General features: G+C 37.5%; 11 protein-coding genes. 2 read left to right on the top strand and 9 right to left on the bottom strand.

The window, feature by feature from the left end; translation table 11 throughout:
* Window positions 1-50: 50 nt before the first annotated feature.
* Both ACZ5YP_RS03365 and ACZ5YP_RS03360 read right to left on the bottom strand, forming a co-directional pair.
* The gene (locus ACZ5YP_RS03365) at window positions 51-1,319 is read right to left on the bottom strand and encodes an aminotransferase class V-fold PLP-dependent enzyme (protein ID WP_464835842.1); all 1,269 of its coding nucleotides are present in this window, start codon (window positions 1,317-1,319) and stop codon (window positions 51-53) included.
* Between the two features lie 52 nt (window positions 1,320-1,371).
* Window positions 1,372-2,052 (bottom strand): metallophosphoesterase, encoded by a 681-nt coding sequence (locus ACZ5YP_RS03360; RefSeq protein ID WP_464835841.1) that lies wholly within the window; start codon window positions 2,050-2,052, stop codon window positions 1,372-1,374.
* A gap of 108 nt (window positions 2,053-2,160) precedes the next feature.
* Here ACZ5YP_RS03360 and ACZ5YP_RS03355 point away from each other — a divergent pair, with 108 nt between their 5' ends.
* Window positions 2,161-3,195 (top strand): TIGR00269 family protein, encoded by a 1,035-nt coding sequence (locus tag ACZ5YP_RS03355; RefSeq protein ID WP_464835840.1) that lies wholly within the window; start codon window positions 2,161-2,163, stop codon window positions 3,193-3,195.
* 70 nt (window positions 3,196-3,265) lie between these two features.
* Window positions 3,266-3,964, top strand: a complete 699-nt coding sequence (locus ACZ5YP_RS03350) for a VTT domain-containing protein (protein ID WP_464835839.1) — start codon at window positions 3,266-3,268, stop codon at window positions 3,962-3,964.
* A 76-nt stretch (window positions 3,965-4,040) separates the two neighbouring features.
* Here the strand turns inward: ACZ5YP_RS03350 and ACZ5YP_RS03345 are convergent, their stop codons facing one another.
* The 7 genes from ACZ5YP_RS03345 to ACZ5YP_RS03315 form a co-directional block, all read right to left on the bottom strand.
* Entirely contained in the window at window positions 4,041-5,231 is a 1,191-nt protein-coding gene (locus ACZ5YP_RS03345) for a hypothetical protein (protein WP_464835838.1), read from the bottom strand.
* Between the two features lie 59 nt (window positions 5,232-5,290).
* A complete protein-coding gene (locus ACZ5YP_RS03340) occupies window positions 5,291-6,289 on the bottom strand; it encodes a thiamine-phosphate kinase (protein ID WP_464835837.1) in 999 nt (332 codons plus the stop codon).
* Window positions 6,282-7,517, bottom strand: a complete 1,236-nt coding sequence (locus ACZ5YP_RS03335) for a molybdopterin molybdotransferase MoeA (protein WP_464835836.1) — start codon at window positions 7,515-7,517, stop codon at window positions 6,282-6,284. The genes ACZ5YP_RS03340 and ACZ5YP_RS03335 overlap by 8 nt, the downstream gene beginning before the upstream one ends.
* 16 nt (window positions 7,518-7,533) lie before the next feature.
* Window positions 7,534-8,415, bottom strand: coding sequence for a DMT family transporter (locus ACZ5YP_RS03330; protein ID WP_464835835.1), 882 nt, complete (start codon window positions 8,413-8,415; stop codon window positions 7,534-7,536).
* Window positions 8,416-10,626, bottom strand: coding sequence for an arginine--tRNA ligase domain-containing protein (argS, locus tag ACZ5YP_RS03325; protein WP_464835834.1), 2,211 nt, complete (start codon window positions 10,624-10,626; stop codon window positions 8,416-8,418).
* Between the two features lie 100 nt (window positions 10,627-10,726).
* Window positions 10,727-11,320 carry a hypothetical protein gene (locus ACZ5YP_RS03320; protein ID WP_464835833.1) on the bottom strand — a complete coding sequence of 198 codons (594 nt, stop codon included), beginning with the start codon at window positions 11,318-11,320 and terminating at the stop codon, window positions 10,727-10,729.
* Window positions 11,265-12,692 carry an aldehyde ferredoxin oxidoreductase N-terminal domain-containing protein gene (locus ACZ5YP_RS03315; RefSeq protein ID WP_464835832.1) on the bottom strand — a complete coding sequence of 476 codons (1,428 nt, stop codon included), beginning with the start codon at window positions 12,690-12,692 and terminating at the stop codon, window positions 11,265-11,267. The genes ACZ5YP_RS03320 and ACZ5YP_RS03315 overlap by 56 nt, the downstream gene beginning before the upstream one ends.
* Between the last annotated feature and the right edge of the window lie 182 nt (window positions 12,693-12,874).

The following is a 12,874-nucleotide window of genomic DNA, read 5'->3' as shown; positions in this document are numbered from 1 at the left end:
GTTTATTTATATAATTAAAAACTTTTTTCTCTTCTCTATTTCTATTTACATTATGTACCAGTGCATACATGGCTGGGTATTTGCTGTGAGAACTTGTCTTTTAATAAGATGATTTTTTCTAGTGATTCAATAAAGTAGTCTACTTCTTCAAATGTATTATAGAGGTAGTAGCTTGCTCTAACAGTTCCTTTTAATCCAAGTCTATAGTGGAGTGGGTGGGCGCAGTGCATACCTGTTCTCACAGCTATTCCAAACAAGTCTAGGGCTGCGCCTACTGTGTGGTGGTTTAAGCCTTTTATATTGAATGCAATAACACCTGTTTTATCTGCTGGATTTCTTGGTCCATAGTATTCTATTATGCCCTCGAATTCCTGGAATCTTTTTAGTGTATATTTTACTAGTTCTTCTTCGTGTTTACGTATATTCTCCATGCCTATTTTTGAGAGGTATTTTACTGCTTCAGCTAGACCGATACCCTCTATAATATTTGGTGTTCCAGCTTCAAATCTCCAGGGTAGATCATGCCATACAATAGAGTCTAGTGTAACCTCTTTAATGGTGTCTCCTCCTACTTTAAACGGCTTCATTTCTTCGAGTATGTCTTCTCTACCCCATAATACACCTATACCTGTCGGGCCAAGCATTTTATGGCCGCTGAAGGCGAGGAAGTCTACATCTAGTTCTCTAACGTTTGTTGTTATGTGGGGGACGCTTTGTGCTCCATCAGCTACAACTATTGCTCCTACTTCATGGGCTCTTTTAGCTATTCTCTTAGCATCATTTATAGTTCCAAGTACATTGCTAGCTATTGGAAAAGCAACTATTTTCGTCTTCTCAGTTATTAACTCGTCTAATTGCTCGTATTTGAGATAACCATTGTTTGTTATATCAATGTATTTTACTCTAGCTTTCTTTAACTGTGCTATAAGTCTCCATGGTAGCATATTGCTGTGGTGGTCCATTATTGTAACTACTATTTCATCTCCCTCGCTAATATTCCACAATCCCCATCCATAAGCAATAGTATTCAATGCTTCAGTCGTGTTACTAACAAAGACGACTTCTCTCCACGAGTATGCATTTATGAATTTAGCTACTACTTCATGTGCTTCTTCGTAGAGTTTACTCGCCTCCTGGCTTAGCGTGTGCAGTCCTCGGTGTACATTTGCATAGTGGTTTTTCATAAACTCCTCCATTGCTCTTATTACTTGTATAGGTTTTTGAGTAGAAGCTGCATTGTCGAAATATACTATTGTTCTATCACCTATTTTCCTCTCGAGAAATGGGAAGTCTTTTCTTATTTCTTCAACGTTAATCAAGTACAACACCCTTAGGGGTAATATAGTGCTAGGAGAATATTATTTTTTCCACTTATACCTTGTTGATTTCAATACTCTCTACTCTTCCATCTGTTATTTTAACCAAGCCATAATAACCCTTCATTAAGGGGCCTGGGTGTAGAATAATTGTTTCTCCTCTACTACTCCAGCCACTGTGTTCGTGTATGTGGCCTGTAATCCATAGAGTTGGTTTTATTCTATCTAGGTATTCACGAAATACTCGTGAACCAGTATTTACACCGTTTACCTCGTCGAAGAAGCCATGTATTGGTTGATGTGTGACTACTATTTTCATGTGGTCTTTAAACCGCTGTAGTGATAAATATGTGTTTTCAACTAGTTCTCTAAAATCTACTTCGGAAAACTCGATCATAGTGTTAAATGGTGTGATCCCGCTACCCCCTATACCAGAGAATACAACACCATTTAACTCCAGAGTGGTTCCATGTAGGTTAACTATGTTTCCACCAATATTTCTTACATTGAGGAGCTCTACGGGGTCACAATTACCCGGTATAAACAACACCATTGTATTAAACAACTGCCTGGTTTTCTCTAAAATCTTTACGGCTGTATCAACAGTTTTAAAGTATGTGAGGTCTCCGGCAACTACTACTACATCTAATTTAATTCCCCTATCTACTAGCACCTCTGCTAGTGTTTTCAATTTGCTTATTTTCTCGTGGATATCACTTAAAGCAAGTATATACACTTCAAATACACCGTTTAAGTTTAACTACTATTATGGATTATGATATAATAAGAGGAATTATAGTTGTTGGATAATTCAGAGGAGTATATAGCAAACTGGTGTTTACTCTTGGTTAAATGTAGTTTTTGCGATAGACAAGCAGTATATGTAAATAGAATTAGTGGGCTTGCCTACTGTAGAATACACTTTATTGAGTATTTCGAGCGGAAGGCGAGAAAAACCATTAGAAAATACAATATGTTGAATCCAGGAGACCATGTTGTTGTAGGTGTTAGTGGTGGAAAAGACTCAATGGCTCTCTTACACTTCCTTTTAAAGCTAAAAAAGAAGATACCGGGACTGGAGGTTACAGCTGTACTTGTAGATGAGGGTATAAAGGGGTATAGAGAAAAGACAATACCAACACTTGTAAACTACGCTGAAAAACACAGTGTTAAATATATCATTGCTAGTTTCAAAGACTATATTGGCGCTACACTAGACGAAATAGTTCAAAAGAGTTTTGAATTAAAACTACCCTACATGCCCTGTAGTTATTGCGGTGTATTTAGAAGACATGTATTAAACACTGTAGCAAGAGAAGTAGGAGCTACAGTTTTAGCAACAGCCCATAATTTAGACGACATGGTTCAAACATACTTAATGAACTTGATCAATAATAGCTGGGATAGAATACTATCACTAGCACCAGTGAGATCCTCTAGTGAAGAATACATTGTAAAGAGAATTAAACCCTTCTATGAAATACCTGAGAAAGAAACAGCATTGTATGCTCTACTCAATGGACTTATACAACCAGAATTCAATCAATGTCCATATGTTAAATACAATGTTAGATTTACAATTAGAAAACTAGTAAATGAACTAGAAGACAAATACCCTGGTTCGAAATATGGTCTACTTAGAAGCCTTCTTGAATTAATAGAATTACAAAACAAAGCTAAACTAGTAGAGAAAAACTTTGAGCGTTGTGCTATTTGTGGAAATCCATCATCCCACCCAGTATGTAGAGCGTGTGTGTTTAGAGCACATCTAGGCTTGTTGAAAAACGAAGAGAAGTTAAAACTAGATGTTTTACTTAGAGAAAACCCGGATGTAGCTAAACTATTTAAGCAAGCAGGTAGTGGAAACCAGCTTCAATAATTTATTATTGTAGCTGTATTTCTCTTAACTAGTAGAGTTTAATGAGTAATTCGATATAGTGGTGGAATATATGGATATTAGCACGCTAATGCCTTACTTCAGAGAACTAGGAGCTCTTGGACTATTCCTGCTTGCACTAGTATCTAATGCAATACCGTATTCAACAATACCATATCTAGTTGTTATAGCTCCCTCAATTCTAGCACGTCTTAGAGGACTAGACTTGCTAATAGCAATTCTAACATTGTCAGCTGGTGCAACAATGGGAAAGCTAGTTGTATACTTCATTGGTAGATCGCTTGGTAGAATAGAGAAAATAAAGAATTTCACTTGGAGTTCTACAAAATTCTTTTCAAAACACAAAAAATCAGTATTTACACTTATTTTTCTAGTAGCTGCACTACCACTTCCAGACGATGTATTTTATATTCCAATAGCCACTGCTAGATACAGTATAATATACTTTACAATAGCATTGTTTCTAGGAAAGCTTGTAATAACTATTTTAACAGCATTATATGGTATATCGTTGGGGTTTTTACTCGAAGAAACAGCTAAACTACCAGTTTACATTAGTATTCCAGTAATGATTGCTGTGACAATAGTGTTAACTATACTAGTAAACAAAATAGACTGGGCTGGTGTAGAAAACACATATATTGAAAAAGGTGCTTTACACGCATTTATCTACCTCTTAAAATCAATTATAAAACTATTGTTTATTACACCATTAGTTAAACTTATAACAATCCTTGAAAAATACTTTTAGTGGAGATGAGGAGGAACCCGGGAGATAGAGTTTAAAGCGATGAATTGAAATATAGAATGCGGGCACCGATCCGCCTCTAGATCAAACTGGCAACAAGAAACACCATAAATACTGTTAAGAAAACAATGTTTTCAAATCCTATAAGTGAATAGATGAAACCTGATAATAGAGTTGCAATTAACGCGGCTGATTCACCAAGTAATAAATAAGTTGTTGATTCAGCGCGGCCCAGGCTTTCTACATAGAGAGAATAGAACAATATGTCTATTACACTATTCAAATACAGTATTAAACTCAATACAACAACTGGTACGAGGAAGCTAGTATTTACTAGTGGAGGTAGTAGAGCTAGAGATATTAATCCACGTAGAATTAAACGTTGTTTAATGCCATTTACTCTATTTGACTGGATTATAAATAATGGAACTAGTAAACCCCTGGCAAGAGCATAAACACCGAGAATACTCGTTGATACATAACCAAGACTTCTCAGGTATACTGGTAATTGAATTAAGAGAAAGCTGTTTGACAAACGATATAGTGTTAAACACGCTAGAACAGTAAAGGGTTTTCTCGGTTTTTCTCTATTAATAGTTTTTCTCTTAAAAGAACTTATCAATATCCTGTGATCTCCACGTAGAAGCTCGTAGATAAATAAGTTGTTAGTTATAGAGGTTTCTATTCTAGTAATTCCTGTTTCTATTCTATAAAGTGTTCTCTCGATTCTCAATGGTGGATCTCTTACAACCAGAAATGATAGTATTGCAGGTAGTCCAATAATAGATATGAACATGTATAGATTGTCAACTATGAAGTCTGAAAATATGGATAGAAAACCCAGAAGAACCGATTCAAAAGCTCTAGTTGCAATACTCCTCTTAACTAGTAAATTCTCCCAGTAGTAGCTGGGGTTGTGTTCATGAATATATGCTGTTACAGCTGTTAGCGAGAGAGCTTGGAGAATAGAGTATGAAATATACGTTGTATACAGGTATTGTGGAATATGTGTATTGAAGAATACCCCTAGTCCTGCTCCATAGGTGATAAGAGAGATTGTAGTAAATAACAACTGTATTTTTATAATGCCTTTATCGCCTAGTTTACCACCAATATACAAGCTAAACAAATAGACTACATATCCAATAGTGTTAAAAACACCTAGTTGTGCTGGTGTTACTCCTCCAATAGTGATTGCAATTATATCTGTAAATATATCCATGGCATTTCCAATTGCAACTACTAGTGCTAGTAGCAATAGTGTATTCATTTTTGTTTTCCCACCAATTCACTAAACTAGGTTTTGAAATAGTTTTAAAGGATAATACTCTAACTCCACCCTTTAAACTGGTCGTATCTCAAAATGGCTAGTTTCTCTCCATTGAAGTAGATGCCTGGTTCAACATCTACAACTCTTCCAACTATACTGTATTCTATTCCATAGTATTCTAGCTCGTTGACTACTTCGTTGACGTGTTCTTCTCGAACACCCATTACTACTCCGTATTCCTCTCCACCGTTTAAACAATACTCGAGAATACACTTGGTGTTTTCTCTACAGTGTTCGCTTAGTTCTCTATGTGTATGTGGCGGCTGATCTATTTTAATTCCATAACCGCTTAGTTTACTGAGATAGTGTAGCGTATAGCCTAGTCCATCGCTTACATCCATTGTAGCAGTTATTGCTCTATAATGGGTAGAAACCAGGTATCCAATTTCAATTCTTGCACGTGGTCTTTTAGTAGCTGAAACAACCCATTCCTGCTTCCACGCCTCTTCAAAACCGTGTTTTACAACATAGCCCATTGCACCATACACTCCCGTCACTATTACTCTATCTCCTGGTTTCAACCCTCTCCTGCCTGGAGGGTTTTTCATACTTGTAAAACCCACTACTGTTATTGCTATCCATGGCTCAGAACTATTATTGGTGTCTCCTCCAAGAACTCTAATATTGTAGAAGCTACTAGCCTCTCTCAATCCATTTATGAATTCTAGTAACTCGCTGGTTTTCCACTCGCTGGGTATTCCAAGAGCGATCATTGCGTATAAAGGAATACCACCCTTAACTAATACATCACTTACCGGACCCGTAAATGCAGCCCATGCAACATCATCCAGGTTTCTCCATGGTAGTTTCAGGGACTTTACTGTATAAGCATCCATAGCCATTATTATACGAGGGCCTCGTGGAAGAATATCACGTGCGTCATCGGGATAGGAGAGGTATTCACCATAGGATGGTCGATGGACTAGTTTACTCGCAATTAAGTCTACTATTTCTTCTTCTGTTAGAGAACCCAGTTCTCTATTGTATTCACTAGTCATACAAATACACCTTAATTACATCGTTTTTCTCATATCCCTCTAGTTCTTCGGGTATAACAATGTATCCATTTGTCTTTAAGAGACTACTAATTACTCCACTTCCACGCAACATATATGGCTCTGCATGGAATACTCCGTTTTCATCTCTAACAATAACACGGATTAGAGATGTATAGCCAACATTATTAGGTGTTCTCTTGTCGAGAACTGCATATATGTATTTTCTCTCAAATCCCTTTAATCCAAGCCACTTTATCAGTGCATTACGTAGTATCAACTCGTATCCAGTCCAAGCAGCTACTGGATAACCCGATAGTGATAACACTACTTTCCCCCTGTATATAAACGAAGTAGTAGGCCTACCAGGCCTCATTTTAACTCCTCGAAATACAACTCGGTCGGCGTGTTCAATAATTCTTGAAATAACATCTGACTCGCTTACCCCGGTACCACCAGTTGTTATAATTATGTCGACGCCGCGTTCAACTTCTCTATCAAATGCTTTTCTCAGAGCTTCAGCGTTGTCTGGTACTATACCAGTATAGTATACGTCAAATATGCCGTCTTTTACGAGTGATGAGTATATAGTGTAGGCAGATGAATTGTATACTCTGCCATTAACAACCCTTGATCCAGGTTCAATCAATTCGTCTCCAATTGCTACAATTGAAACCCTTATTCTCCTATAGACAAATATATCCATTAACCCACTAGCAGCTAGTGCTGTTACAACTGCTGGTTTTACTACTTCCCCTTTTGACGCCAGTAGATCTCCTTTTTTAAAGTCTTCGCCTCTTAATACAATATTTAATCCTTTTGGGGCTTGTCTATAAACATATATCTTGTTGCCTATAGACTTAACGTCTTCATCCATTAATACAGCATCAGCTCCACATGGTAGAAGCGCACCTGTGTGAACTCTAATACTAGTACCTGGCTCTAGACAAATATCACTTGGTGTTTGACCGGGCCTTAAAACCCCTATAACTCTAAGTTCTACTGGGTTGTACTGCGTCGCGCCGAGTGTATCAATACTTCTCACGGCATATCCATCTACCGCTGTGGAATCCCTGCTTGGCCTGTCTTCTAGTGCATATATGTCTTGTGCTATAATTCTACCAGTTGCTTGTGTTAACTTCACGCTTTCTACGTCTAGATTAATTGTTTCTCCTAGTGTTCTACTCAACGAGTTTATTGCCTCGGTGAGGCTTACTAGGTTTTTCAACACAATAACCACCTTGTAATCACTCACTGGATTTAACAATAGTTGTAAACACTACGAGTAATATAATAGAGCCGAGTATTAATTGCTGTATTGAAACTGACTCGCCCAGTAGTATATATGCAAGTAATCCAGCACCATAGGGCTCTCCAAAACTAATAGAAGACACTATAGATGCTGGATATTTACCTAGCAGGTAGTTCATTAATGTATGGCCAAATATCATTGGAATAACTGCGAGGAGAACGAGATATACAATAGTAGATACACTCTTCGGAATAATCTCTACTCCACTAACTACACTTACAACTCCAGTGATAAATGTAGCTATTGAATAGACTTTTATAGCATAAATAGTTGTTGGTTCCTTGAGCCTAGACCTTACATAGTATCCTGCTACAAAGTAAACAGCGGCAAACACACCTCCCAGTAGAGCTTCAATTACACCTAGATTAAACCCGATATCACTAACACCCAAGTATACTCCGAGCAGTATTGATGCAAGTATTAACCCGGCAACTTGTATTACTCTAGGCTTTCTAGAGAAAACAATAACTTCTATTATTAGAGAGTATATAGGGTAGAGAGTTACAAGTAGTGTACTTGTATAGACTGGAATGAGAAATAAACTATGCATCCAAACCAAGAAGTGCATTGCAAGAGCAAACCCAGCAATAAAGTGGTATATTGTATACCCACTAGTATAACCATGATTGTTTTTGAATTTCAATAGAGCAAAAAGTATTATGAGAGAAAACAGAAGGCGCCAAAATGCACATGTTTCAGCACTAGCACCTGATAATCTAACTAATACACTAGCAGAGCTTATTGACAACCATATTATAATTGTAAGCCCTAGTAGTGTTAGTTTTCCACGTAGCTTCATTGTAAATAGTTGATTCATCTACATCTTCCTGAGTTTGGGGAATCCAAGTATATCCATTAACTCCGAGAGGAGTATTAAAGTCATTACTGTAATAGCTGCTCTCGTATACTTTTTGTTTTCATCTTTCTCTGAGACAACAGGGTATTTTTCGTAGAATTTATTGAAGTCTAGTGCTAGGTTTAAAGCATACTCTAATATCTTGTTGGGACTCATTTCACTATATGCCTGTCTCAGTATACTTGGATATTTGAATATGTCTTCTACTAGTTTCTTTTCTTCAATTGTGAGTTCAGTTCCAACTATTCTACTAGTTAATCCAAGTGCTTTTTCAACGACTTGTCTTGGGTTGTCGAGGAATTCTAGTCCCCATAAATTCCTTACCACACCCTGTGCTCGTACAAATGCATATTGTATTATTGTACCATACTCTACTTCGCCTATTTTCTCCGGGTTGAATACTAGTACTTTAGATGGGTCTACAGAAACCAGTATTGCTCTTACATTTGAAACAGCTAGTTTTTCAGCTATTTCAATCGAGTCTTCTTTTATACTTGACTGCTTCTCGAATAGCTTCTTTAAAATATTTGTTTTAGCGTCGACGAGCATTTCATCGATTGTATAGTAAACTCCTCTCCTACCACTCATTCTCATTCCTTTTAAGTGTACCATTTCATATGCAAAGTGGTGTAAATTATCTGCTTCCTGCTCGTATCCCAAGAGGTATAGTACTGCTTTTAATTGTTTCTGCTCGCGTGTTTGTTCAATAGCTATTACATTGTATACTCTCCGCGCACCTAGTTCTCTAAACTTGTAGAGTGTATAGGCAATATCACGTGTAACATATAGAGTTGTACCATCACTTCTACGTACTATAAACCTTCCAGCTCTATCGGGGTGGAATAGCTTTAATACTTTTTCATTTACCTCGGCTGCATAATCTAGATTTACTTCTACAGCACCGCCTTCAATTGTTTTAGCATAACCTCTTTTCAACAACCCTTCTACTATTTCATGTGCTGTTTTTACTACTTCGGGGTTTGATTCAAAGTCGAATCCATTAAAGTGTATTCCTATACTATTGAGTGTCTCCTTGAACCCGTTTAATACGGGTTCTATAATTCTTCTAAACAAGCTTATTGTTTCAGAGTCTCCACTCTCAGCTAGTTGCATCAACTTGTTTATTTCTTCTTCTGCTTCTCGGTAATCTCTAATACTTGCTTTGAGTGCTGAGTGTAGTTCAGGATATTGTATTGCAAGTCTGGTTTCTGCTTTTGCGAAATCTATGTATTCTGAGAGTTCAGCTTTATACTCTTCTATCAGGTTTTTCAACTCGGTTATTAAGGGGTTTTGAGTGGTTTTACTAGTTTTCTTTAACTCTCTATAGATATCTCTTATTTTCTTTGTATTGAACCTATAGTTTTTCCTCCATGATATACTACAGAATTCAAAGCATAGTTCTCTAGGTATTCCTTCTAGTCTGCCTTCAAGGCATGGATTACATAAACTACTTGTTTTCTCGATGATTTGATTGATTTTATCTCGTAGTTTCTTTTCTAGTTTGTTTTTCTCTATGAGGATGTTTGTAAGAGCATATATTGCTCCATACCAGTGGTCTGGTTTGATATTGCCTGGTATACTGATACCGCTGGATTCAACTATTTTAGCACCATATACTAGTGTTGCTACTTGTCTACCCATATCATTGACGTAAAATCTTGTTTCTACATTGAATCCTAGTTTACTGAGTAGTCTTGCAAAAGTATCTCCTATAACACTATTTCTACCGCTACCAATGTGGAGTGGGTGTACTGGGTTGGCGCTAGTGTGTTCAACTACTACTTTCTCGCCGTTTCCCACGCTCTCTAGTTCTCTAAATATCTTTCCAGTAAAGTAGTCTTCTACGAGTTTTCTAAGTATTCCATGGTAGTTAATAGTTATATTCAAGTATCCATTTACAAATTCTACTTTTTCAACCCAGCATTCATCACGTGTAGAAGAATATAATTCAGTTGCAAGTAGAGAACCTATTTCACTCCACTTTGATCTCTCAATGTTTTTCAGTAAGGGGTGGACTGCCACTCCAAAATCGCCCATTTTGGGGTCGGGTGTTGGAGCAATCTTTAATCTACCAGTATTGATTAAATCAACTACTACTGATTCATCAATACCTAACACTCTTGCTACTACTTCGGGTAGTTTATCAACTACACAGCGCCATGATTCACTCATAGATGCCCCCAGTGTTTCTAAACGTGAATAATAATTAAGGAGTTATTAAGGCTCGTAGAGGAGTTGAATACACTGGTTTAAAAAGAAACGGGGAACAAGACTATTGTACTCCAAGCACTTCTTCGACTTTCCTGTAGAATCTAGTCCACCATTCTTCGGCGGCTGCATACATATCTTTCTTGAATAACTCAGCCCACTTGGAGTTGCCGTATTCTTCAGCTGCTTTAGCCATGAATTCAACTATGCGTTTTGAATCCCACATTTTCGGTGTTGCACCAGCTAGTTTCTGGTATTTGGCTATCTGTATATAGGTTTTCTTTGCTCTATCTAGAGCTCCAGGTATTCCATAGTACTTCTCGAGTATAACTGGCATTGTTTTCTCGGCCCAACCTCTGTGGAATCTACACACACCCAGGTTTTCAATCATTAACTCGTAGAATGCTCTATCTAGTGATTTAACAGCGAATTCCTCTGGCTCCATGAATACTCCACTATATACAGTCCAGTATTTTCCAAGTACGTATAGTGGTGCTACTAAGCCAGGTGTCCAATAGTAGTTTGGCGATATGTGTCCATTCTCGCCGAATACAGCATAGACTGGTAGATCGCTGAATTTAATCTTCTTCGAAGCTACTCTATCAGCATACATAATGTCGAGTATTTTCAGCAGCGTCTCTAACGCCTCTCTCGGCAACGAGTCTTAATAGTGGGTTTGCACCAAATGCTAGTTTCTCTACTAGTTCAACGGCTAGTTTTGCATTCCAAGCTGAAGTTTCTAGTGATATCCTTTCGGGGTCTAGTATGGGTGTACCGCTAATACCTACTTCTTCTGGCTTTAAGAGGTCTCTGCTTACAGCTTCAAATATAAAGCCTATTATGTATCCTAGTTCAATTGCGTCAAACCCGTAGGCGTCGGCTACTTCTACTACTCTCTCAGCGTCGTGTACGTCGAATATTCCAATGAATGGACCTAGACCATTGTATGGCTCGTAGTCGCTCTTATATTTTCCTTTTCTAACTTTCTTACATGCTAGTGGGCACGGTTCTCCACATGTTTTCCAGCTCTTGGTTACTATGGCTTCTTGGTTGAACTTCTCCCACATGTACTTCATTATTAATCCATGTAGTTTCTGTCTAACTTCTTTACTTGCATATATCATATTCCAGTGTATCATTGGTGTTGTTACTCCTAGATGTGGATAGTTACCGCCAAATGTACCTCCAGTATTGAGTTTTGAATCATATCTATACTTAGAACCCGTTTCGATAACTATTTGTGGATATGGTTTACCCATCAACTCTGTGTATAACTTGTTTAAAGCCGAGATATCTAGTAGTTCAGCTGGTTGATTCTTTGAGCGATCATAGGTTCCACCATATATAACAGCTGCTACGCCATGAGCTTTCAACAATACACTTCCACCACCAGCTCTAGCGGCAAAGTCTTCGCTTCCATAGTCTATTCTATCCTTAACAATAGTTAGTGATGCTAGTGCACCATTATTTGAGTAGTATGCTGCCGGGCCCACTAGTACACTCCTACTTGAATACTTAGTATAGAAGTCTCTATACTCGTCTAGCAAGTATTCTTGTAGTGCATATATTCCACGGTGTCCTCTATACTCTCTCCATATACTGAATAGTTTTTCTTGTTTAATCTCGTAGAATTCTACTTTTGGTTCTCCACTACCCTCGTCAAATACTTTTACAATTAACGGCTCACTACTCTGGCCTATAAATACTAGTGCATCAGCATTTACATTGAATTGAAATGCTGCTCCACCCATAGCAGATACGTGGAGACCATGTGTCATTGGGCTTCTAAATACAGCTATAAATCTGTGTACACCATAGAGTTTTGTACCAGCTAGTATTCCCGCTCCGAGAACTAGTGCATTGTCTGGGTGGTAGACTGGTTTTCTCCAAGATTCAAATCTCTCAAGGTGTAGTTTTACTCCTAGTTCTATAGGGCCCATTACTTCATCTATGCTGTATTCTTCAATCCAACTAGTTTTCTTTGACGTGTCAATAAATATAGCTCGATAAGTCTTCTTAGCACTATTCAAATCAATCCCCATAACTATTCTTTGAAAACAAGTTTTTAAATCTAGATTTTGAGGTCGAAACAAATACTCATGTAGATTTTTAAACAGACAAATAAAAGAGAAGACATGGTTTTCACTAGTGAAGTTTTTAATGAAATCCTATTTAAAAGCATGGATTTTATAGTGATTAAAAGACAGGGTAG

The sequence above is a fragment of the Sulfophobococcus zilligii genome (assembly GCF_055398255.1).
This window is presented reverse-complemented; position numbering and strand designations above follow the sequence as displayed.